Genomic DNA, 22016 nt, shown 5'->3' with positions numbered 1-22016 from the left:
AGCCCGTGCGATCAGCCCTGCTGGGCAGCCGTTCCGGCGAAGGCCCTGAATGCGCACTCCGACCGGCAGGGCTCGTCACTGTCGGGGCAGCCGTCGACGTGGTCCCGCGCCTGCCGCAGCTGGTCCTGCAGCCGTGTCAGTGACCGAAGCTGTTGCTCAACGGCAGCGATCTGCTCGGCCAGCAGCGGCTGCAGCGTTGCCTTTACCCCCGTGCAGGTCCCGTCGTCGACGAGCTCGATGAGCCGGCGAATCTCGGGCAGCTCGAGGCCGAGCCGCTTCGCCGCGGTGATGAAGTCCAGCCGCTCGAGGTGGCCCTCGTCGAAGTCCCGGTACCCGTTCGGGCTCCGGTCCGCTGCGAGAATGCCGAGGCGCTCGTAGTAACGCAGCGTGCTCGCAGGCACCCCGGTGCGCTCGGAGACCTCGGAGATCTTCATGTTCCGACCATAGGGCGCTCCGGCTTGACCTTCAACCCGGGTTCAAGGTCTAGCGTTTAAAATGGCGCAGTGCATGCGCCCAGCCCGACAGAGAAGGAGACCCATGCGCGCGAGTATGGAATGGATGGTTAGGCACCAGGTCGCGCTCTACGTCGCGGGACTGGCCCTCGGGGCCGTCGTCGACTGTCCCGGCCCACGATCGCCCACCCGGCAGAGCACGCGATTCACCCGGTGCTGGCGCTTCTGCTCTACGCCACGTTCCTCAGCATCCCGTTCGGCAGGCTCGGCCGGGCATTCAAGGACTGGCGCTTCCTCACGACGGTCCTCGTCGTCAACTTCGTCCTGGTGCCGCTGGTCGTCTGGCCGCTGTCGCGGATCGTCGCCGGCGACCAGGCGCTGTTCGTCGGGGTGCTGTTCGTGCTGCTGACCCCGTGTATCGACTACGTCATCGTCTTTTCCGGCCTCGCGGGCGGCGACGAGGAGCGCCTCCTGGCGGCGGCCCCGCTGCTGATGATCGCCCAGATGCTCCTGCTGCCGCTGTACCTGTGGATCTTCATCGACGCGGAGTTCGTCGGCTCCGTCGAGTTCGGTCCCTTCGTCGAGGCCTTCGTCCTGATCATCGCCCTGCCGCTGGTCGCCGCCGCGCTCACGCAGCTCGCCGCCGCCCGATGGCGCATCGGGCGCAGGGTCGAAGAGGTCGTCATGGGCGCGATGGTGCCGCTGATGGTCGCCACCCTGGCGGTCGTGGTCGCCTCGCAGGTCGCCGGGGTGAGCGCCCGGTCCGGCTCCCTGCTCCTGGCGGTGCCGGTCTTCGTCCTCTTCGCGGCCGTCATGGTGCCGGTGGGGATGCTGGTCAGCCGCGCGGCGGGCCTCGACGTGCCCGGCAGGCGCGCCGTCGTGTTCAGCGGCGCGACTCGGAACTCGCTCGTCGTGCTCCCGCTGGTGCTCGCGTTGCCCGCGGCGTTTGACCTGGCACCGCTGGTCGTGGTCACCCAGACGCTCGTCGAGCTCGTCGCCATGGTCGTGTTCGTCCGGTTCGTGCCGCTGCTGGTGCCGGAACTCGTGCCGGCTGCCGACGCGTCCGCGTAGGTTTCGTAGTCGAAGCTGCCCTCGCGCCTCAACGGGTCGGCAGGAGTCCTCGGAGGGCTGCCGCACTCCGACGGTCAAGCAATGAGCGCCTTGGCGGCGGCGAGGATGTCGATGGTCGGCCGGTACTAGGCACTGCTTGATTAGACATGCATCCATTTTTGAAGGATGTCGATGCCGGCTACACGTCGACCGGATGGTGTTCGTGAAGGCGGGGCTCTCTGATCGTCGGTGATCCGCACTTCCTCGGCGTCTTCAGCATCCGGGCGTCACGTCAGTTGGAGAGTGGTTAAGCAGGTGGGGTCGTCGAGGCGGGTCGAGATGTCCTGTTTCGCGGTGCGGTCTTCGGTGCTGACCGTGAGCGTCGCATCAATACCGCGGGGCAGCCAGAGTCCGATGAATCCGTTGTCGTAAGTCGTGAGCGAATCTTCGAGGATGGTCTCGCCCGACGTCGTGTTGACCACTGTGACATCGACGTCAGTGTTGGCGAGCTCGCCGAGACAGGTAGTGAGGCTGTGGAAGTAGCACTCGTGGGTCTGCTCGAGATACGGGGCGATAGAGACGTAGAAGTCGTCCTCTGGCATCGGCAGAGTGGTTTGGTTGTTCTGATCGTCGGTGAGGACGAGTTGGTCGGGCTCGATCGAAGCCATGAGTTCGGTTGAGCGGTCTATGACCGGCATCGTGTCAAGACGCTTGATGATTTCCCGGGCGTCCAGGCCATCGAGGCCGTGGTGGGCTACCAGAGACTGATCGGATCCTGCGGAAGGGGATGGGTCAGCACCGGCGCAGCCGCTGAGCAGGAGGACGGCGCTGGCTGCCAGCGCGGTTATGGTCGCGCCGAGTCCCTGCCGGCTTCTGGAGGGTCGGATTGGTGCGGCAAGGGTAGGGGTCATATCGAGCTCTTCTCTCGGGTAGATGTTGGTCATGTCGTCAGGCCCGATCTCCGCCTCCGTCCCGCCCCGGGACCGAAGGCGGGACGATGCTCAGCTCACGCCTGCGCGGAGCGAAATCCCAAGGTGTTAGGAGCGGACGAGGCGGTTGATGGCGTCGCTGGCTTCCTGGATCTTGGCGATAGCCGCGTCCTCATCGCCTTGCTTGGCGGCGTCGAGGACGCAGTGCTTGAGGTGGTCATCGAGCAGGCCGGTCGCCACACCCTGCAGGGCCCGGGTGAGGGCGGAGACCTGGGTGAGGATATCGATGCAGTACTTCTCGTCGTCGATCATCTTCGTAATCCCCCGGGCCTGGCCTTCGATGCGCTTCATGCGGTTGCGGTAGCGGTCCTTGTCGCTGATGTAGCCGTGCTGGTGGGTCCCGGTGTCGGTCCTGATCTCGGTGCTGTCGGTGGCAGTGTCGTTGGCCATGGTTGTGTCCTTCACTTCTGGCGCTCCAGGACGGAGCGGGTGCTGGCTTCGGGGGTGAGGTCGATGCGCCGCAGCAGCTGGGCGTTGAGGGCGACAACGACGGTGGAGATCGACATCAGGATCGCGCCGACCGACATCGGCAGGACGAACCCGACGGGTGCGAGGACGCCGGCCGCGAGCGGGACGGAGATGAGGTTGTAGCCGGCGGCCCACCACAGGTTCTGCTTCATCTTCCGGTAGGCGGCCCTCGACAGCTGGATCACCGACAAGACGCTGCGCGGGTCGGAGCTGGCGAGAATGACCCCGGCCGAGGCGATGGCGACGTCGGTGCCGGCTCCGATGGCGATGCCGACATCGGCCTGGGCCAGCGCGGGGGCGTCGTTGACGCCGTCGCCGACCATGGCGACCTTCTTGCCCTCGTGCTGGAGCGCGGCGACTTTCGCGGACTTGTCCTCGGGACGAACGCCGGCGAAGACGCGGTCGATGCCGAGTTCCTGGCCGACCTCGTTCGCCACCGCTTCGGCGTCACCGGTGATCATGACGACCTCGACGCCGAGCTCATGGAGGGCGTCGACGGCATCGCGGGACTCTGGGCGAACCTCGTCGGCGAGCTTGAGGCCACCGATCACCTTGCCATCACGGAGGACGTGCAGGATGATCGCGCCCTCTGCCCGCCACGCGTCTGCCGTGTCGACCTCGTCCTGCCCGGTCTCTTCGAGCAGCCGGGGTCCGCCGACGCGGATCTCCTGGTCGGCCACCGTCGCAGTGACGCCGACCGCGGGGGAAGAGGTGAATCCGCTGGACGGCTCGAGGGTGAGGCTCTTCTCCTTGGCGGCGGTAACGATGGCCTGGGCGAGGGGGTGCTCGCTGTCGGCCTCGGCGGATGCGGCCAGGGCGAGCACCTGGTCGGCATCCATGCCTGCGGTCGGTTCGACGCCGGTGACGGTGGGCTCGCCCTTGGTCAGGGTGCCGGTCTTGTCGAAGAGGACCGCGTCGACTTGGCGCATGGACTCCAGGGCGAGGCGGTCCTTGACCAGGACGCCGCCGCGGGCGGCGCGCTCGGTGGCGATGGAGACGACCAGTGGGATCGCCAGGCCCAGAGCGTGGGGGCAGGCGATGACGAGGACGGTGATGGTGCGGATGACCGCGTCGTCGGGCAGTCCGAAGAGGGTCCAGACTGTTGCGGTGATCAGGGCGGCTACGAGGGCGAACCAGAACAGCAGGGCAGCGGCGCGGTCGGCGATGCGCTGTGCACGGGAGGAAGAGCCCTGCGCCTCAGCGACGAGCCGGTTGATGCCCGCCAGCGCCGTGTCGTCGCCCGTGGCGGTGATCTCCACCCGCAGGCCGGAGTCGGTGGCGACGGTGCCGGCGGTGACGTTCTCGCCCTCGCCGCGGGCGACGGGGCGTGACTCGCCGGTGATCATGGACTCGTCCATGTCGGCGCGGCCGTCGACGACGATGCCGTCGGCGGGGACGCTGCCACCGGGGCGGACGATCACGACATCGCCGACGCGCAGCTCGGCCGGGTCGACCTTGACGACGTCGTCGCCCTCGATCCGCTCGGCCTCATCGGGCAGCAGCGCGGCCAGGGAGTCCAGCGCCGAAGTGGTCTGGGCCAGGGAGCGCATCTCGATCCAGTGGCCCAGCAACATGATGACGATCAGCAACGCCAGCTCCCACCAGAACTCGAGCTCGTGATGGACGAGCCCGAGAGTGGCGGCCCAGGAGGCGAGGAACGCGACGGTGATCCCGAGCGCGATCAGCAGCATCATCCCGGGCTGGCGGCTCTTCAGCTCGCTGACGGCACCGGTGAGGAACGGGGTGCCGCCCCAGGCGTACATGACGGTGCCGAGCACTGCGGCGACCCAGCCCGCCCAGCCGGGCACCGAGTAGCCCAGCAGCATGGCGAACATGGGAGAGAACGCGACCACCGGGATGGCGATGACGAGGTTGATCCAGAACAGTCGACGGAACTGGCCGACGTGGTCGCCGTGGCCCGCATGACCACCATGGCCACTGCCGTGATCGCCGTGCCCGGCATGGTCGCCGTGTTCCATGGTGTGGCCTTCGTGCTCGGCATGCGAGTCGTCAACGTGGCCGGACTCGGTGGTCTCGTCGGCGACGTCGCCGTGGTGATGGTGATGCGTGGTCGGGTCCGTCATTGCTCTTCGCTTCCCCTCGTTCTTCCCCGGTCTTCCCTTCGATCGGGTCGTGTCTCGCCGCGGACCCTTCAGGGCCCGCGGCGGCCGGCTCAGGAGGCCGGCTTGATCTCGCTCTCGACGACCCACTTGTGGTTGGTCATCTTCATGCCGTCGGACTCATAGTCGACCATGTAGACGGTCTCGTCGGTGGAGGAGGCGATGGTCGCCTTCGCGCCCTTCATGCCCTCCATGTGCTCCGCTTCCAGCGTGACCTCGGTGCCGTCGGCCACTCGCTGGTCTCCGGCATCCTTGATCTCCTCCTGCACGACCCACTTGTGATCCTTGACCGGATCCCCGCCGGTGGTGGGCGTGAAGTTCACCGCGTAGGTATAGGTGTCGTAGGCCCCGGCGATCGTGGCCGGTGCGCCGTCCATGCCCTCCATGTGATCGGCGGTGAGCTTGACCTCGGTGCCGACCGGATACTTCGGCGACGCGGCCTTCTCGATGCCCTCGGGGGCGGGGCCGCCGTCCATCGGATGCTCCATCCCGCCGCTGTCAGAACTGCTGCCACTGCTTCCGTGGCCCTCGTGCTGGCTGGTCGACGAGGGGGTCGCTTGGTCCTGGTCTCCTCCGGTGCTGCAGCCGGAGAGCACGAGTGCTCCGCCGAGCACTCCTGCGGCGACGGTGGTCATGAGGCGCTTGCGCATAAAGTCTCCTATCCATTCATTGTAGTCCGATCAACATTATACCCCTATGGGGTATAGGTCAAATATCGATCGGTGGGCGTGGAATCGCTCAGCTTCGATCCAGTCGCCCCGGGCAGCAGTAGTAATACTGCAGCCCCGGGGCATCGAAGGATCAGGCCATGTTGGCGGCGTACTTGGCTGGATCGGAGTCGAAGGTCGGTCCGCAGCCTGGGCAGCAGAGCCAGTAGCGCTGCCCGTCGTAGTCACGGAAGAGGCCCTTTTCTTCGGCGTCCTGTTTGTTGACCGGATTGCCGACCATGACGGGGCAGGTGGTCATGTCGTCGCTTCCTTCGACGAGAAGGTTTTCGCGATGGCCGGAATTCGCGGCGTGGTTCTCTGCGCCGGTCGTGCCGCAGCAGCCGGATCCTGCGCTGACCGGTGCCTCGGCTGCGGATGTCTCGGTTGCGGGGGAGGTGCTGCAGCAGCTGGTGGGTGCCTGGTCTTCGATTCTCATTCTCGGTGGATGCCTTTCGTGTGTTCGGATGATGGTTGGTTCTGCGGCGTCACTGCTTGGCGACGCTGCGGAACCCGCGCAGGCGGAGGCTGTTGCCGACGACGAAGACGCTGGAGAACGCCATCGCCGCGCCTGCGAGCATGGGGTTGAGCATGCCCAGCGCCGCGACCGGAATGGCCGCGACGTTGTAGGCGAAGGCCCAGAACAGGTTCGACTTGATCGTGCCCAGGGTCCTGCGGGAGAGCCGGATCGCGTCGACCGCGGCCCGCAAGTCGCCCCGCACGAGGGTGATGTCCGAGGCCTCGATGGCGACGTCGGTGCCGGTGCCCATCGCCAGGCCAAGGTCGGCCTGGGCGAGGGCGGGGGCGTCGTTGACGCCGTCGCCGACCATCGCGATGACCTTGCCCGCGTCCTGGAGGCGGGTAACGACATCCACCTTGTCCTTGGGCAGGACCTCGGCGATGACCTTTTCGATGCCGACCTCGGCGGCGATCCGCTTGGCCACGGCCTCGTTGTCGCCGGTGAGCAGGACCGGGGTGAGGCCCAGGTCTTTCAGGCCCTGGATCGCCTCGGCGCTGGTGGGCTTGACGGCGTCGGCGACGACGAGGATTCCGCGGGCCTGTCCGTCCCAGCCGACGGCGACGACGGTCTTGCCCTCGTCCTCGGCTGCGGCCTTGGCGGCGGCGACGTCGGAGGAGAGGTGCTGCGACCAGTCGGCCAGCAGGGACTCCCGGCCGACGAGCACGCCGCGGCCGTCGACGACTCCCTGGACGCCCTTGCCCTCGATGTTCGCGAAGTCCTCGGGAGTGGGCAGCTGCCCGATCTCCTGGACCGCGCCCTTGGCGATGGCCTGGGCGATGGGGTGCTCGGAGGCGTCCTCCAGAGCGCCTGCCAGGCGGAGCAGCTCGGCGCGGTCGACGCCGGGCTCGGTGATCGCCTCGACCAGGGTCATCTTGCCGGTGGTGACGGTGCCGGTCTTGTCGAGGACGATAGTGTCGACCTTGCGGGTGGATTCGAGAACCTCGGGACCCTTGATCAGCACGCCCATCTGCGCGCCGCGACCGGTGCCGACCAGCAGGGCGGTGGGAGTGGCCAGGCCGAGGGCGCAGGGGCAGGCGATGACGAGGACCGCGACCGCTGCGGTGAAGGCGGCGGAGACGGGGAACCCGGCACCGAGCCACGCGCCGAGGGCGATGACCGAGATGGCGATGACGATCGGAACGAACACGCCAGAGATCCGGTCGGCCAGGCGCTGGACCGCGGCCTTGCCAGTCTGGGCGTCCTCGACGAGCTTGGCCATCTGTGCCAGTTGGGTGTCCGACCCGACGCGGGTCGCGCGGATGACCAGGCGGCCGCCGGCGTTGACGGTCGCGCCCGTGACCGGGTCGCCGGCGACGACCTCGACTGGCACGGACTCTCCGGTGAGCATGGACGCGTCCACGGCCGACGTTCCGGAGGCGACGGTGCCGTCGGTGGCGATCTTCTCACCTGGGCGGACGACGAACTCGTCGCCGACGGCCAGATCGGAGGTCGGGATCTTGACCTCGGCCCCATTGCGCAGAACCGAGACTTCCTTCGCGCCGAGCTCGAGCAGGGCGCGCAGCGCGGCACCGGCCTGGCGCTTGGAGCGCTTCTCGAAGTAGCGGCCGGCGAGGATGAACATCGTCACCCCGGCCGCGGCTTCGAGGTAGATGTTGCCCGCGCCGTCGGAGGGAGCGATGGTGAACTCGAAGGGATGCGTCATGCCTGGCGTCCCGGCGGTGCCGAGGAACAGGGCGTAGAGCGACCACAGGAACGCCGCGGTCGTGCCCATGGAGATGAGGGTGTCCATGGTCGCGGTGCCGTGGCGCAGGTTGGTCCACGCTGCCTTGTGGAACGGCCAGGCCGCCCAGACGATCACCGGTGCGGCCAGGGCCAGGGAGGCCCACTGCCAGTAGGTGAACTGGAGCGCAGGAACCATGGCCATGGCGATCACCGGGACGGTGAGCACGATTGCGCCGATGAGGCGGTGCTTGAGCGATGTCAGCTCGGAGTCGGGAGCCTCACCATCGTCCGTGGTCGGGCCCGACGGCGTCGCGTCCTTGGGCTTGGGCATGGCAGCGGTGTAGCCGGTCTTCTCGACCTCGGCGACCAGCAGGGCGGGGTCGTACCCGTCGGGCACGGTGACCTTGGCCTTCTCGGTGGCGTAGTTGACCGTGGCGGAGACACCGTCGAGCTTATTGAGCTTACGCTCGATCCGGTTCGCGCAGGAGGCGCAGGTCATCCCGCCAATCTCGAGCTCGATGCCGGCGTCCGCGACTAGCGGCGCTTGGGTGTTCGCTGCAGCTTGGGTGCTCACCGCGTGTCCTTTCCTGTTGCTTCTTCGTCGACGGACTGGCCCTTTGGGGATCAGTGGCCGCCCGAGTGTGATTCGTCGTCTGCCTGGGTGCCGTCGCCGTGCCCGGCGTCGACCACGAACTGTGCGGTGCGGACCTTGCCGTCGATCTGGAAGTCCAGGTACAGCAGGTATCGGCCGGCGGTGGGGACCTCGGCGGCGAAGCTGACGTCTGGTCCTCCGGTCGACCCCGCTTGGGGTTCGTCGCCGGCGGGGTGCACGTGCAGGTAGGCCAGGTCACCCTCGCGCAACGCGACCAGGTGGCCAAATGCGCCGAGGTACGGCTCGAGCGCGGTGACCGGCTTGCCGTTGCGCTCGACGGTGGCCGTCAGGTCGCTCGTGCTCCCGGCGTTTAATTCTCCGTCCAGGGTGACGGTGTACCCGTCGACCTCGTCGGTGCGCGAGACCGTCGCCTCGACCGGGGCGTAGTCGCCGGCGACCTCGACGGCACGGGTGAGCGTGACGCCCTCGGCGTCCTTCCCGGCGGGGGTGAAGTCGGCGTAGACGCGGTAGGTTCCTGCCTCGTCCCAGTTCCACGACGGCACCGACCAGGTGCCGGTGGCCTCGTCCAAGTCCGGGTGCACGTGGCGGAACTGCGTCCCGTCGGTGCGCACCACGATCAGGTGAAGATCCTTCTCATGAGTCCTCGTGTACTCCGTCACCGGCTTCCCGTCCTCATCGAGGATCCGGAAGCTCAGTTTGCCGGCATCATTGGTGCCTGATGGGGCCGTGACGGGAGAGAGGACGTAGCCGGCAGCGCTGGCCGAGACGCCGTTCATCGCGTGCTCCATGTTCTGCTCCTCCGTGTCCCCGTGACCCTCGCCGTGCGAGCCCGTGTCGCTGCTCTTGGCCCAGGCGGCCAAGACGCTGTCGGGGACGACGACGCCGGCGAGCCCGAAGGCCGCGCCGAACGCCACCACCAGCCCAGCGCCGTAGGCCGCGAGCCTGACCGGTGCCTTTATCAGACGCGAACCGCCGTATAGCCGGCTTCCTCGACCGCGGCCAGGACCTTCGCGTCGTCGACCTCGCCGGAGGCGGAGACGACGAGCTTGCCGGTCTGCGCGCTGACCTGGATATCGGTGACGCCAGAGATCTCGCTGACCTCCTCGCGGACCGACATCTCGCAGTGCCCGCAGGTCATGCCCGTCACCTGGTACTCGTTCGCAGTCATCGCATAACCTCCTCAATTTGGGTACCCCCGGTGGGTACCTGTGTGAGTGCAACCGTATACCCCTGACGGGTATTCCCGCAAGGGGATGCGGACTCGCCGCTGAATGATCCCCACGTGTCGAGGGGATACACCACCGGGGTATGCTGGGGCTGTGGAGACCGCGACCGATGAACCCTGCCGTAGCCGGCACTGGCTGCAGCTGATCATTCTTACGGCGCTGCTGATCACGGGTCTCCTCGGCATGCACGCGCTGGTCGGCGGACCGGCAGCGGCGACGACCCCCATGGCGTCGCCGGCTCACGCGTCCTCCCAGTCGCCCGGCATGACGGGCATGACGTCTATCGCCTCCATGTCGAGCGCGACCGGAGCACAGGGTCCGGTGCACGGCTCCGGAGGCTGCGCAGACGCCATGAACAGCGGCGACTCCACCTGTGTCTCCGCGCCTACGACCCAGAGCATTCCGGCCCTCCCCGTTCCGTCCGTCGCAGCTGTGCCCACACTCGTCTCTGCGCCCATGCCGTCGTCGCCGTCCGAGACGCCCCGCCGGTTCGCGCTGACGCATCTGGAGCTGTCGATCTACCGAACGTGAGCACTGAGGAGCGCCGATGCGGCGCTCCTCAGTCAGCCACCTCGGCGGGTCCACGACCCTGCCGTGCCTGCCACGACACCGTGTCCCAAAACGCTGGCCCATCTTCCGGGCCCAGGCGGCTCTGTGCCTCCGATCACCCGTGTTCGTCGAGCGCGCGGGCGCGATGTCGTGGTCCCGTTCACCATCGACACAGAAGGACATCACCCATGCATTCCACCCTGAATCGTCGACAGTTCCTGTCTGTCGGCGCATTGACGCTGACTGCCGCCGGCTTCGCCGGATGCAGCACCACTGCCACTAAGACAACCTCGTTCATTGGGTCCAGCAGCACCGCAGTCACTTCCGCCGAGGCGAAGCGCCGCCGCACCGGAACGATCGTGCGGCGTGCGCTGACCGCCGAGCCGGTCACCCTGGACCTCGGAGGGAAGACCGCCAAGACCTGGGCCTATCGGGGAGCGTCGGCGACCAAGCCGCTGCGCGGCAACGTCGGTGACTCCCTGAAGGTCGACTTCACCAACGACCTGCCCGATCCGACCAGCGTCCACTGGCACGGGCTGGCGCTGCGCAACGACATGGACGGAGTGCCGAGCCTCACCCAGGAGCCCATCGAGCCCGGTGGGTCGTTCGACTACGAGTTCACGCTGCCCGAGCCGGGCACGTTCTGGTTCCACCCGCATGTCGGCGTGCAGCTCGACCGCGGCCTGTATGCGCCGCTGATCATCGACGATCCGCACGAGAAGGGCGACTACGACCAGGAATGGGTGATCGTTCTTGATGACTGGCTGGACGGCGTCACCGCGACGCCCGACGAGGTCCTCGCCGAGCTCGAGAAGGGGATGATGGACCACGGCGGCATGGACATGGGGCCGATGCGGATGGGCAACACCCTGATGGGCGCGACCTCGCCGCTACTCGGCGGCGACGCCGGCGACGTCTACTACCCCCTCTACCTGATCAACGGCACGCCTGCGAACGACCCCCAGACCTTCACCGCCAAGCCCGGGGAGCGGATCAGGCTGAGGATCATCAACGCCGGCGGCGACACCGCCTTCCGCTTCGGGGTCGGCGAGCACCCGCTGACGATCACCCACACCGACGGATTCCCCGTCGAGGCCTTCGAGGCCGAGAGCGTCGTGCTCGGCATGGGGGAGCGCTACGACGCGATCATCACCGCCGGCGACGGCGCGTTCGCGGTCGTCGCCGAGGCCCTGGGGAAGCAGGACCAGGCCCTCGCCGTCCTGCGCACCGCATCGGGCAGCGCACCCGCGAAGGACACGACGCTGCCGCAGACGAAAAATCCCGCCACAGCGGCCGACCTCAGGGCAGCCGGCGAGGTCGCACTTCCCAAGCGCGGCGTCGACCGCACGCTCACCCTCGAGCTGACCGGAAGCATGGAAAAGTACGACTGGGCGATCAACGGCAAGCGCATGAACATGGACCAACCGATGCGCGACGCCCTCGGCATCGCCGACGGGGAGCGGGTCGCCCTCGAGTTCAAGAACTCGACGACGATGTGGCACCCGATGCACCTGCACGGGCACACCTACCAGCTTCCCGGCGGCGGGCCGCGCAAGGACACCTCGATCGTCCTGCCCGGCACGACGCTGCGCGTCGAGTTCGACGCCGACAACCCCGGGCGGTGGCTCACCCACTGCCACAACGTCTACCACGGGGAAGCCGGGATGATGACGACGATCGCCTACCAGGAGAACTGACGCATCAGGGCCGCGCACCTTACCGGGTGCGCGGCCCTGCGCCTCAATTGCGCGGACATGGCGTCTTCGTGACCCGGGGGAGACGGTCCGATGCCCCCGACGCGGCGCATCGGAACAGACAGTGCAGCACACGCCGCAACGTCGGTGAGTGTCGGACAGTGTCGATGGTGGTTCTGAGCGTGGTCATCGGGACTCCTTCGGCGTGTTTCGGCGGCCTCGTCGCGGGACGGGTCAGCCGCCGTCTCGGTGTACCTGCGGCGGGTGTCGGCGTTCGTGTCCGGCGGACTCATCCGTCCGCCGGACACGAACGGTCGAGGATGCGTCACGACTCCTGAGCGGGCTCCTTCTCGGCGTCGACGTGAGCCTGCCCGGTGGGGCGGATGTGCCGCAGACCGATCGCGGCGATGAGCGCGGCAAGGGCGGCGATGATCGCGGAGGTGATCCCAGCGGCGTTCAGTCCGCTGGTGAACGCCTGCTGGGCCGCGGTCGTCAGTGCCTCTCCGACGTCGCCCGGCAGCTGTCCGGCGGTGGCGATGGCCCCGTCGATCCCGGTCTCGGCCGCGGCCGCCGCCTCCGGTGGCAGCCCATCGGGCAAGGAGTCGCTGATCTGGCTGCGATAGGCGGCGATCCCGATGCTGCCGATGACCGCGACACCGAGTGAGATGCCCAGGTCGTTGACGGTCGTCGCGAGCCCGGAGGCACCGCCGGCCTTCTCCGGCGGGACCGAACTCACCACCAGGTCCGTGGTCAGCGCCATGGACGGCGCGACCCCGGGGTAGGTGACGACGAAGCTCGCGATCACCAGCGCAAGACCGGTACCGGCATCGAGCTGAGCGAACAGGACGTAGCCGACGACCTGGGTGAGCAACCCGACGGCGATCACGTTCCCTGGCCGGAATCTGCGGGCGAGCATGGGCGAGAGGGTCGAGACCACGATGAGGACCGCCGCGGCGGGCAGAATCGACAGCCCAGCCTGCATGGGCGAAAGCCCCTGGACCTGCTGCAGGTACTGGGTGAACAGCGAGTACACCCCGCCCAGCGCCGCGGCCGAGAGCAGGAACACCGCAAGTGCCCCGCTGACGGTGCGATTGGCGAACAGGCGCACGTCCAGTAATGGCTGCTGCGCACGCAGCTGCCGAATCACGAACCACATCCCGACCAGTGCTCCGGCGATCAACAGGCCGATTGACGGACCGGCCGGCTCCTGGGTCGCGAGGCGTTTGACACCGTAGATGATGGCCAGCAGCGACGCGACCAGGAGCAGTGCGCTGAACAGATCGATCTTCGCACTCGGATCCTTGTGCTCGGGCAGCAGAAGCGGCGCGCCGATGGCCACCAGTGCCATCACGGGCACCGCGACGAGGAACGTCGCCTGCCAGCCGAAGGCTTCGAGCAGCAGCCCGGACAGAAGCGGTCCAAGGGCGACGCCGGCGGAGATCCCGCCGGCCCACACACCGATCGCGACACCCCGAGCCTTCGGGTCGGCGAAGAGCACGAAGATCAGTCCCAGCGTGGACGGAAGCATCATGGCTCCTCCCACGCCGAGGACGGCGCGCCAGGCGATCATCAGCTCGGGACTGGTCGTCAACGCTGCAGCGATGGACACGATCCCGAAGAGAACCGCGCCGATCACCATGAGCAGCCGCTTGCCTATCCGATCGCCGAGAACGCCCATAGCGACCAAGAATCCGGCCATGACGAACCCGTAGATGTCGAGGATCCACAGCAGTTGTGCGCTCGTCGGGTTCAGGTCGGCAGCCATGTTCGGGGCCGCCAGGAACAGGATCGTCAGCATCATGAACAGCAGGGTCGACGGAATCACGAGGACCGCGAGCCCCCACCACTGCTTCGGCCCGGTCCTGGGTGCGGGTGCATTCGTCTCAGACATGGCGCACCTCCTTGTTCTGCATCGTCGTTCTCATGGCTGCATTGGTCCTTTCGTTCTCGACAGGGGTGTCACGGGCGAGGTGCCCTTAACCGAAGTCGATCATTGGTGTACGACATCCAACCGCTATACTAGCTCGTATATTCCCGTACGAGTTAGAGGTGGAGCATGCCGAACGGTAAGGGTGCGACCGGCGCTGGTGGACAGCAGCCGGTGCGTCGAGGAAAGACGGCCAACCAGCGGGCCGACGCCCAGCGCAACCGGGCGAAGATCCTCGCGGCGACGCCGGACGCGCTCCGGAAGGATCCCGATGCCTCCGTCGCAGACATCGCCGCCGAGGCGGGCGTCGGCCGGATGACCCTCTACGGGCACTTCAAAACCCGGGCCGAGCTCATCGATGCAACCCTCGTCGACGGCCTGGAAGGGGCGGAGGCCGTCCTGGCCGACGTGCCCCTCGACGGTGATCCAGGCGAGGCGTTCGAAGCCCTGATCACCTCGAGCTGGATGCTCTTGGAGCGCATCCGCGCCGTGCTCGTGGTGGCTCAGCGCGAACTGCAGCCGGCCCGCATCCGCGAGATGCATGAGAAGGCCGAAGCCCGGTTGAGGAGCCTTCTCGAGCGCGGCCAGCGCGAAGGGGTCTTCCGTGCGGACCTGCCGGTCGGCTGGCTGCTCGCGGTCACCCACCTCACGATGAACGCCGCAGCCGAGGAGGTCACCGCCGGTCGACTCGACCGTGATGACGCGGCTCGCGTCATCGTCGCCACTCTGCACTCTGCCTTCGCTGCCAACGATCACAACTGACCCGCCGAATCGCCGGCCAGGGCAATTCGTCGTCCTCGCGAGCCGAACGTGGGGCGGCCGGTGGCGTCTCGTGGGGCACTCATCGATGCGCACTTACGTTCGAGTATGCAATAATCTGTGTATGGACGCAGATAAGCAGATATGCGGGCTCGACCCCGACAGTCAGTACGTGGAACTTGCCGTCGAGGTGTTCGGGCTCCTCGCCGACGCGACCCGAGTCCGGATCGTCCTCGCGCTGCGTCGCAGCGACGAGCTGTCGGTGAACCACCTCGCCGAGAGCGTGGGCAAGTCGCCGGCCGCGGTGTCGCAGCACCTGGCGAAGCTGCGGATGGCCCGGATCGTGTCGACCCGGCAGGAGGGGCAGCGGGTGTTCTATCGGCTGGAGAACGAGCACGCCTCCCAGCTGGTGTCCGACGCGATCTTCCAGGCCGAGCACTCTGTCGCCAATGGGCAGGTCCCGGCACACCACCACGAGGAACGAGCAGAAGCATGACGGAGCACAGCCACGCCCATCCGCACGCTGACCACGAGCAGGAGAGCGGAGCGTCCGCGCACGATCACGCGGATCGTGATCACGGCCAGGACCACGGGCATACGCACGGTCATGGCCATTCCCATGACCACGGCGAGCACGGTCACTCCCACCCGACGGGGTTCAAGGGCTTCCTGTACGGGATCTTCGTCCCGCACTCCCACGACGCCGCCGACTCGATCGACGACGCGATGGAAGCCCACTCCGAGGGAATCCGCGCGCTGAAGATCAGCCTGGTGCTCATGCTGGCAACGACCGTGCTGCAGGCCGCCGTCGTCGCGTTCTCCGGATCGGTAGCGCTGCTGGCCGACACGATCCACAACCTCTCCGACGCCCTGACCGCGGTGCCGCTGTGGATCGCGTTCGTGCTGTCCCGTCGGGTCGCCACGCGGAAGTACACCTACGGCTTCAACCGGGCCGAGGACCTCGCCGGGCTGTTCATCGTCCTGATGATCGCCCTGTCGGCAGTCATCGCCGTTTGGGAGGCGATCGACCGCATGCTCAACCCCAGGCCCATGGAGAACATCGGCTGGGTGATCGCCGCCGGCATCATCGGCTTCCTCGGCAACGAGGCGGTCGCGGTCTACCGCATCCGCGTGGGCAGGAAGATCGGCTCGGCCGCCCTGGTCGCAGACGGCATCCACGCCCGCACCGACGGATTCACCTCTCTGGCCGTCGTGGCCGGCGGGATCGGCGTGCTGCTCGGCTTCCCGCTCGCCGACCCGATCGTAGGCCTGCTGATCTCGGCCATGATCGCGGTGCTGCTGGTCGGTACCGTGCGCTCGGTCGGCCGACGGCTGATGGATGGCGTCGAGCCGGAGCTCGTCGACCGCGCCGAGCACGCCCTGGAGCATCTGGCCGAGGTCGAGTCGGTGGAACGGGTGCGGATGCGCTGGGTCGGGCACAGGCTCCATGGCGACGCGCTCGTCCGCACCTCCGCGACGAGCCTCTCCGACGCCGACCGGCTGGCCGCGGAGGCGGAGAGTTCGGTGAAGCAGCACATGCCGAATGTGGATGAGATGTCTGTCCGAGTGGCCCCGGTCTGGCGGTGACTGGCTCCGTCATGCGGCTGGTCGTTTAGGAGCGGCTCGTATGCATCTCCTTCTCGAGACGAGACCGATGCCCCGCGATCATGCGAGGGCCGGTCTCAGAAAACTGTCCAGTTAGGGCGAGCGTCCAAGGCGGGCTACAGGAGGCGACGACCGGCAGGTGTTGAAGATCTGGAGGAGCGCCGACGCCCGAAGAGGAGTGGCTCGACGTCGCCGCCGCGGCCGAATGCCTCCATTGAAGCGCCCGGACCACCCCGGCGACTCACCTCAGTATCATGGTCTTCAACGCGTCCTGCCCTGCTGGATTGGGAGTGCGAGTCGAGTGCCGATTCATTCGCGAGTCGACTGGCGACTCGACTCGCTTGTGAGTGAACGTCACAAACTTGTCGAGTCGGGGTACTTCTCACGGTCGCTCAACGCCTACGGCCGGGCCGGGCAGCCGTGCCCGCGCTGCGAGGCTGCGGGCCTGGACGGCGTGATCGTGCGCGAGCAGTTCGCGAACCGTTCCTCGTACCGGTGCTCTCGGTGCCAGAGGAAGCCGCGGCGGGCGCGGGTCTGAGGAGGCCCACCCACGAGCACCCGCTCACCCCTGATCGAGCGGGACTCCTCGGCGAGCCGTTCATGCCGTGGTTGCCTGCGCTGTCCACGGGCGCGGTGCCATGGCCCGTCAAAACGGTTCTCCTCCGTGACCCCTGGTGTGTCCGGCAGACTGTGAGCCATGGGTGTTCCCTCCGATCTTGCCGGGCCGCCTCCGGTCAACCCGGCGCTGCCCGATCTCCTGCGCAGAGTCCTGGCTGCCCGCGGTCTCTCCGAGGCGTGCGCCAGCGCGGTGTGACAGAACGGGGTCGGCGGTCTGACGTTCGCCGTGGCGAGCGGTGGTCCCGGGAGCCCGGCCGACGTCTACGCCAAGTGGAATCCGTCCGGGTCGGGGGAGTCGCTCGTGGACGAGGCGGAGCGGATGCGGTGGATACAGGGCCGCCACCCTGCGCCCACCGTGGTGGAGCTCATCGCCGACGGGGGCGAGAAGGTGCTTCTCACTCAAGCTCTGCCCGGCGAGTCTGCGGTCTCAGCACGATGGCGGGAGCACCCGGACACAGCGCTGCAGGCCCTCGGCACCGGACTGCGTGAACTGCACGACGTGGCCGTTGACGACTGCCCCTTCGCGTGGGACGTCGACTCCCGGATCCGCCTGGCGGGTGCTGACGCGCGAGTTCTCGGTGATGCTCCGGATGTTGATCGGCTGGTCCTCTGCCAGGGAGACCCCTGTGCCCCGAACACGCTGCCCGCGAGGGACGGGTCGTTCCTCGCCCACGTCGACCTTGGACGCCTTGGAGTGGCGGATCGGTGGGCCGATCTGTCCGTCATGTCCATGTCCCTGGCCTGGAACTACCGCGCCTACGACAAGTCCGTCTTCTGGAGGGCCTACGGGGGTCGAGCCTGATCCGCAGCGCATCGGGTACTACAGGGAACTCTGGAACCTCGCCCAGGGTGCCCCGGGTGGGCCCGGGGCACCGTCCGTGGGCGGGGCTCAGTGCACCGAGCGCACGCTCTGCAGGTCCGTGGTGGCATTGCCGGTCGTGCGGTCAGAGGCCACGGAGGAGTCCTCCGCACGGGCGCGCTGCTCGTCCGCGACGTCCTCCACGCGCTCCAGGGAGACCGAACCGGTGTGCTGGTGCGGGCGCGGGTGGTCCTGGTAGTACGCGGCCAGGCGCGAGAAGCCCTCGTCCAGGCTCACGGACGGCGTCCAGTCCAGCAGCTCACGGGTCTCGCGCTGGTCGAACCAGTGCGCGGTGGACAGCTGCTCGGCGAGGAACTCGGTCATGGGCGGCTCGCCGTCGCCCGCGCGCAGCTTGGCAGGCAGGTGCGGCCACACGGTCTCGATCACGCGTCCCGCGAGGCGTGCCGCCTTGCCCGGGACCGATCGGGTGGGCGCGGGGGAGCCGGTGGCCTGGCACATCCGGGCGATCAGCTCGCCCACGGGGCGCGGCTCGCCGTTGGTGAGCACCAGGGCCCGGCCGTGCACGTGGTCGATGCGCTGCAGCGCCCGGACGATGCCCTCGGAGGCGTTGTCGATGTACGTGGTGTCGATCATCGCGGCACCGTGGTCCAGGTTGGGCATGCGCCCGGCGGCCGCACGGTCCGCCACGCGCTCCACGAGCTGCGTGTCCCCGGGGCCCCACACGATGTGCGGACGCACGGCGGCCACCTTGAGGTCCCGCTGCCCGTCCATGCTCAGGGCCAGCAGCTCGGCCGCGGCCTTGGAACGGGCGTAGTTGCCGCGCGCCTTCTGCGGGTCCGCGGGCTCCGCACCCGCGCCCTCGATCGAGACCCCGGTGTGGGCCACGGAGGGGGAGGACACGAACACCACGTTCTTCACCCCGGCGTTCTGCGCCTGGCACAGCAGGATGCGCGTGCCCGTGACGTTGACGCGCACGAACTCGGACCAGTCCCCGGTGAAGGAGACCTTGGCGGCCAGGTGCACGACGTCGTCCACGCCGTCCAGCGCGCGGGCCACGTCCTCGGGATCGGTCACCGAGCCGAGCACCTCGTCCACGCCCTCGCGCTCCGCCACGGGAGCGTGGCCGCGCTGGAACACGCGCACCTTCCAGCCGCGCGCGAGCAGCACGCGGGCGACGTCGCCGCCGAGCATCCCGGACGCGCCCGTCACCAGGACGGTGCGGCCCGTGCCGTCGAGCTCGCCGTGGGTCACCGTGGCACCGCCGCGGTCCGGGTCCGCGGTCTGCACGGAGCCGGCGTCGCCGGCGTCCGGGGAGCTGGGCCGGGCGGACGGCTCGGACGACGGAGAGGACGCCGAGGAGGTGGGCCGGGACGCCGCAGCCGGGCGGGCGGCGTCGTCGGCGGCCGGAGCGCGGTGGCGCCCGGTGCGCCCGGGCTGCGCGGAGGTGTCGCGGGGATCGTCGCTCACAGTGCACTCAGCTTTCCGGTGGCCAGGGCGCGCTCGGCCCAGTCACTCAATTCGGCTCGGTCAATCTTGGAGTTGTGACGGATGTCGGTGGGGTGCTCGGGGATCACCAGCACGGCGCTGACGGGCAGGCCCGTGGCGAACTCCACGGTGGCGCGCACGCGCTCGCTCAGCTCGGCGGAGGCCAGGGCCGGGGCACTCGCCGGCGGATCGGTCTCGACGACCGCCACGGCGGACTGGGAGCCCGCGGGGCCCACACCCACCACGGCGGCGCGGCCCACGCCGGGCACCGTCTGCGCGGCGTGCTCGGCGGCCACCGAGGAGACCGGGCCGCCGGACATGGTGATCACGTGGGCCAGCCGGCCCTCGTACCAGAGCCGCTCGCGCGCGTCGAAGTGCCCGACGTCGCCCGTGCGGTGCCAGCCTGGGGTCTCGTCCGAGGCGCGCTCGGTGATCCACAGCCGGTCGTAGTGGTCCTTGGCGTGGGGTGCCCGGGCGACGATCTCACCGGTGACGCCCGGGGTGGTGACGATCTCCGGGGAGACGGAACCGTCCGCGCGCAGGGGCAGTACACCCAGCTCGGCACCCTCCACGGGGGTGCCCACGCACACGCCGCCCCCGGCGCCCTCCACGCCCGCCTGGGCGTCCTCGCGGGCGGCGCGGATCACGTCCAGGCTGACGTCCGTGAGCGGCAGCGCCTCGGTCATCCCGTAGGGCGTGTGCAGCTCGGCGGCGGGCATGAGCTCCTGCAGCCGGGTCAGCAGCTCCTCGGGGATCGGGGCGCCCGCGGAGAGCATCAGCTCCACCCGCGCCAGGGCGTCCCGCTCGGCGGGGGAGAGCTCGTCCGCGGTGGCGAGTACGTTGGCGATCGCGGCCGGGGAGGCGAACACGGCGCTCGCGTGGATGGCCATGGTGGCCTCGGCCAGCGCTCGGGCGGTGAGCGTCTTGGGGCTGGTGACGTCCATGTCCGGGGTCACCGAGGCCGCGCCGAGGGCGGGGCCCAGCAGGGCGAACGGCGCGAAGCCCGCTACGAGGCCCGTGCCCGCGCGCAGCCCGTAGGTGTCCCGGATGGTGTCGCGCATCCCGGCCATCTGCCGGTGCGTGTACACCACGCCCTTGGCGGGGCCGGTGGAGCCGGAGGTGAACAGCACGGCGGCCTCGGCGTCCGGGTCCACGGCGGGGATCTCGTCCGGGTTCACCGTGGTCACGGAGTCCATCAGCTCGGGCACCGTGTGGGCCACGCCCAGCAGCTTCTTGGACACCGGGTCCAGGGCGTCCGCGGCGATCCGCGTGCCCGGCCAGCCGAGGGCGCGCGCGCCCACGAGGGCCTTGCGGATGCCGATGAACCAGCGCGGGGAGGAGCCGCGCAGCGCCCTGGTCAGGCCCTTGCGCCCGAGCCCCTGGTCCGCGACCACGATCACCGCGCCGATCCGCAGGCACGCGTAGATCAGGGTGGTGAGCATGGACCCGGGCGGCACCATGAGGTTCACACGGTCCCCGGGACGCACCCCGGTGCGCAGCAGCGCCACGGCCAGCTGGTCCACGGAGGCGGAGAGCTGCGCCCAGCTCACGCTGCGCTCGACGTCCAGTGCGGGGGCGGAACCGTCCACGGTGGCGGCCACCGGACCCATGTCCACCACGGCGGGGGAGCCGTCACGACGCCGCGCGTCCAGCTCCGCGAAGAACGGCACGAACGCGGCGCGGCCGCGGGCCCGCTGCTCGCGGTGGGTCTCGACGACGGGCTCGGCGTCCCCGAAGCGCTCCTCGAGCCACGTGAACAGCGGGGTGGCGATGTCCCGGGCCTCGGGCAGCAGGTGCTTGGCGCCCTCGAAGCGGTGCACGTCCGCGTGCGGGGCGCGGCGCATGAGGTCGTCCAGGTAGCGCTGCTGGAAGACCGGGTCCCCGGTGCCCCACAGCAGCAGCGTGGGGACCTCGCGCGCGCTCATCCGCCCAGCGATCCGCTCGTAGGCGGCGTGGGACGGGTGGTCCTCGGGGGCGGGGATGTCCGCGACGAAGTGGGCGATGCCCTCGCGGCGCTCCCGGGAGCCGTAGGGGGCCTTGTAGGCGCGCTTGACCTCCTTGGAGGCCGCCGGGTCGCACAGTGCGAGCGTGGTGTCCAGGAACGCCGTGCTCCCGGAGGTCAGGGGCTCGTGCACCGCCCTGTTCAGCGCCAGGCGCAGCGCGGAGGGGATGGGCTCGGCGTTGTCGTGGTGCACCGCGGTGTTGGTCAGCACGGTGGCCGCGTGGATGGCGGGGTGTTCCTGGGCCCAGCCCTGGGAGATCAGCCCGCCCCAGTCGTGGGCGAGCGTGACCACCGGCAGCGCGGCGTCGTCCAGTCCGAGGGCGGCGGTGAGGTCGCCGAGGTCGTGCACGCGGTCCTCGAGGCGGCGGAAGAGTCCCGTGCGCTCGGAGAAGCCCATGTCCAGCTGGTCCACGGCCACCACGCGCCAGGGGCGCTGCGGGTGAGCCGCGGCACGCAGCACGTCCCGCCACAGGTAGGACCACGTGGGGTTGCCGTGCACGGCCAGGATGACGCCGCGCGGGCGCAGCCCCGCCCGTTCGAGCTGCTCGCGGTTGTCCAGCACGTGCCATCGGCGCCTGCGCCCGGCCACCGGTTCGACCGGGGCGGTGGAGGCCACGGTGAGTACCGTGGACCACGCGGGGTCGATGCCCGGCAGGGGGGTCTCGGTGAAGGGCAGGCGCTCGGCGCCGGAGTGCTGCGGGGACACGGATCCTCCTGCGGGGTGCGGGGCGC

General features: G+C 69.0%; 19 protein-coding genes and 1 pseudogene. 8 read left to right on the top strand and 12 right to left on the bottom strand.

The features are described from left to right. Window positions 1–11 precede the first annotated feature (11 nt). Window positions 12–434, bottom strand: a complete 423-nt coding sequence (locus AABM36_RS09260) for a MerR family transcriptional regulator (protein WP_030014548.1) — start codon at window positions 432–434, stop codon at window positions 12–14. Between the two features lie 231 nt (window positions 435–665). On the opposite strand from AABM36_RS09260, the gene AABM36_RS09255 reads away from it, so the two are divergent. Further along, window positions 666–1523 carry an arsenic resistance protein gene (locus AABM36_RS09255; RefSeq protein ID WP_375543060.1) on the top strand — a complete coding sequence of 286 codons (858 nt, stop codon included), beginning with the start codon at window positions 666–668 and terminating at the stop codon, window positions 1521–1523. A 266-nt stretch (window positions 1524–1789) separates the two neighbouring features. Here the strand turns inward: AABM36_RS09255 and AABM36_RS09250 are convergent, their stop codons facing one another. The 8 genes from AABM36_RS09250 to AABM36_RS09215 form a co-directional block, all read right to left on the bottom strand. Next, window positions 1790–2446 carry a CueP family metal-binding protein gene (locus tag AABM36_RS09250; protein WP_223246099.1) on the bottom strand — a complete coding sequence of 219 codons (657 nt, stop codon included), beginning with the start codon at window positions 2444–2446 and terminating at the stop codon, window positions 1790–1792. Between the two features lie 93 nt (window positions 2447–2539). Further along, window positions 2540–2881 carry a metal-sensitive transcriptional regulator gene (locus AABM36_RS09245; RefSeq protein ID WP_202410719.1) on the bottom strand — a complete coding sequence of 114 codons (342 nt, stop codon included), beginning with the start codon at window positions 2879–2881 and terminating at the stop codon, window positions 2540–2542. 11 nt (window positions 2882–2892) lie between these two features. Further along, complete coding sequence (locus AABM36_RS09240; protein WP_030014545.1) at window positions 2893–5043, bottom strand: heavy metal translocating P-type ATPase; 2151 nt, start codon at window positions 5041–5043, stop codon at window positions 2893–2895. A gap of 89 nt (window positions 5044–5132) precedes the next feature. Then, complete coding sequence (locus AABM36_RS09235) at window positions 5133–5729, bottom strand: YdhK family protein (RefSeq protein ID WP_030014544.1); 597 nt, start codon at window positions 5727–5729, stop codon at window positions 5133–5135. Window positions 5730–5880: 151 nt separating this feature from the next. After that, window positions 5881–6222 carry a hypothetical protein gene (locus AABM36_RS09230; protein ID WP_030014542.1) on the bottom strand — a complete coding sequence of 114 codons (342 nt, stop codon included), beginning with the start codon at window positions 6220–6222 and terminating at the stop codon, window positions 5881–5883. A 49-nt stretch (window positions 6223–6271) separates the two neighbouring features. Beyond that, entirely contained in the window at window positions 6272–8560 is a 2289-nt protein-coding gene (locus tag AABM36_RS09225) for a heavy metal translocating P-type ATPase (protein WP_030014541.1), read from the bottom strand. Window positions 8561–8610: 50 nt separating this feature from the next. After that, a complete protein-coding gene (locus AABM36_RS09220; RefSeq protein ID WP_259897471.1) occupies window positions 8611–9516 on the bottom strand; it encodes a hypothetical protein in 906 nt (301 codons plus the stop codon). Window positions 9517–9557: 41 nt separating this feature from the next. Then, window positions 9558–9767 (bottom strand): heavy-metal-associated domain-containing protein, encoded by a 210-nt coding sequence (locus AABM36_RS09215; protein ID WP_030014538.1) that lies wholly within the window; start codon window positions 9765–9767, stop codon window positions 9558–9560. 151 nt (window positions 9768–9918) lie between these two features. On the opposite strand from AABM36_RS09215, the gene AABM36_RS09210 reads away from it, so the two are divergent. Together AABM36_RS09210 and AABM36_RS09205 are read left to right on the top strand one after the other, a co-directional pair. Further along, complete coding sequence (locus AABM36_RS09210; RefSeq protein WP_030014537.1) at window positions 9919–10356, top strand: DUF6153 family protein; 438 nt, start codon at window positions 9919–9921, stop codon at window positions 10354–10356. Window positions 10357–10562: 206 nt separating this feature from the next. Beyond that, entirely contained in the window at window positions 10563–12071 is a 1509-nt protein-coding gene (locus AABM36_RS09205) for a multicopper oxidase family protein (RefSeq protein ID WP_030014536.1), read from the top strand. Between the two features lie 322 nt (window positions 12072–12393). Here AABM36_RS09205 and AABM36_RS09200 read toward each other — a convergent pair whose 3' ends face one another. Continuing rightward, a complete protein-coding gene (locus AABM36_RS09200) occupies window positions 12394–13959 on the bottom strand; it encodes an MFS transporter (RefSeq protein ID WP_047978439.1) in 1566 nt (521 codons plus the stop codon). Window positions 13960–14124: 165 nt separating this feature from the next. On the opposite strand from AABM36_RS09200, the gene AABM36_RS09195 reads away from it, so the two are divergent. The 5 genes and pseudogenes from AABM36_RS09195 to AABM36_RS09175 all read left to right on the top strand — a co-directional run bounded on the left by AABM36_RS09195 (window position 14125) and on the right by AABM36_RS09175 (window position 17779). Beyond that, on the top strand, window positions 14125–14757 hold the full coding sequence (locus tag AABM36_RS09195; protein WP_047978438.1) for a TetR/AcrR family transcriptional regulator: 633 nt from the start codon (window positions 14125–14127) through the stop codon (window positions 14755–14757). A gap of 121 nt (window positions 14758–14878) precedes the next feature. Beyond that, window positions 14879–15250 (top strand): ArsR/SmtB family transcription factor, encoded by a 372-nt coding sequence (locus AABM36_RS09190; RefSeq protein WP_047978437.1) that lies wholly within the window; start codon window positions 14879–14881, stop codon window positions 15248–15250. Next, a complete protein-coding gene (locus AABM36_RS09185) occupies window positions 15247–16341 on the top strand; it encodes a cation diffusion facilitator family transporter (protein WP_082142008.1) in 1095 nt (364 codons plus the stop codon). Before AABM36_RS09190 ends, AABM36_RS09185 begins: the two co-directional genes overlap by 4 nt. Before the next feature lie 385 nt (window positions 16342–16726). Then, window positions 16727–16897, top strand: a pseudogene (locus AABM36_RS09180) (DNA-formamidopyrimidine glycosylase); the annotation flags it as partial. A gap of 306 nt (window positions 16898–17203) precedes the next feature. Beyond that, on the top strand, window positions 17204–17779 hold the full coding sequence (locus AABM36_RS09175; RefSeq protein ID WP_158596683.1) for a phosphotransferase: 576 nt from the start codon (window positions 17204–17206) through the stop codon (window positions 17777–17779). Between the two features lie 87 nt (window positions 17780–17866). Here AABM36_RS09175 and AABM36_RS09170 read toward each other — a convergent pair whose 3' ends face one another. Beyond that, window positions 17867–19264 (bottom strand): NAD-dependent epimerase/dehydratase family protein, encoded by a 1398-nt coding sequence (locus AABM36_RS09170; RefSeq protein ID WP_311199708.1) that lies wholly within the window; start codon window positions 19262–19264, stop codon window positions 17867–17869. Continuing rightward, window positions 19261–21990: an alpha/beta fold hydrolase gene (locus AABM36_RS09165; RefSeq protein WP_102613692.1), complete on the bottom strand. Its 2730-nt coding sequence runs from the start codon at window positions 21988–21990 to the stop codon at window positions 19261–19263. The genes AABM36_RS09170 and AABM36_RS09165 overlap by 4 nt, the downstream gene beginning before the upstream one ends. Window positions 21991–22016 lie beyond the last annotated feature (26 nt).

The sequence above is a fragment of the Kocuria sp. KSNUG genome (assembly GCF_049532735.1).
Classification (GTDB): domain Bacteria; phylum Actinomycetota; class Actinomycetes; order Actinomycetales; family Micrococcaceae; genus Kocuria; species Kocuria rhizophila.
This window is presented reverse-complemented; position numbering and strand designations above follow the sequence as displayed.

Excerpts from the sequence above, each read along its gene's own strand:
- AABM36_RS09260 (WP_030014548.1), bottom strand. The coding sequence starts at position 434 with ATGAAGATCTCCGAGGTCTCCGAGCGCACCGGGGTGCCTGCGAGCACG.
- AABM36_RS09250 (WP_223246099.1), bottom strand. The coding sequence starts at position 2,446 with ATGACCAACATCTACCCGAGAGAAGAGCTCGATATGACCCCTACCCTT.
- AABM36_RS09245 (WP_202410719.1), bottom strand. The coding sequence starts at position 2,881 with ATGGCCAACGACACTGCCACCGACAGCACCGAGATCAGGACCGACACC.
- AABM36_RS09240 (WP_030014545.1), bottom strand. The coding sequence starts at position 5,043 with ATGACGGACCCGACCACGCATCACCATCACCACGGCGACGTCGCCGAC.
- AABM36_RS09235 (WP_030014544.1), bottom strand. The coding sequence starts at position 5,729 with ATGCGCAAGCGCCTCATGACCACCGTCGCCGCAGGAGTGCTCGGCGGA.
- AABM36_RS09230 (WP_030014542.1), bottom strand. The coding sequence starts at position 6,222 with ATGAGAATCGAAGACCAGGCACCCACCAGCTGCTGCAGCACCTCCCCC.
- AABM36_RS09215 (WP_030014538.1), bottom strand. The coding sequence starts at position 9,767 with ATGACTGCGAACGAGTACCAGGTGACGGGCATGACCTGCGGGCACTGC.
- AABM36_RS09205 (WP_030014536.1), top strand. The coding sequence starts at position 10,563 with ATGCATTCCACCCTGAATCGTCGACAGTTCCTGTCTGTCGGCGCATTG.
- AABM36_RS09200 (WP_047978439.1), bottom strand. The coding sequence starts at position 13,959 with ATGTCTGAGACGAATGCACCCGCACCCAGGACCGGGCCGAAGCAGTGG.
- AABM36_RS09195 (WP_047978438.1), top strand. The coding sequence starts at position 14,125 with ATGCCGAACGGTAAGGGTGCGACCGGCGCTGGTGGACAGCAGCCGGTG.
- AABM36_RS09190 (WP_047978437.1), top strand. The coding sequence starts at position 14,879 with ATGGACGCAGATAAGCAGATATGCGGGCTCGACCCCGACAGTCAGTAC.
- AABM36_RS09185 (WP_082142008.1), top strand. The coding sequence starts at position 15,247 with ATGACGGAGCACAGCCACGCCCATCCGCACGCTGACCACGAGCAGGAG.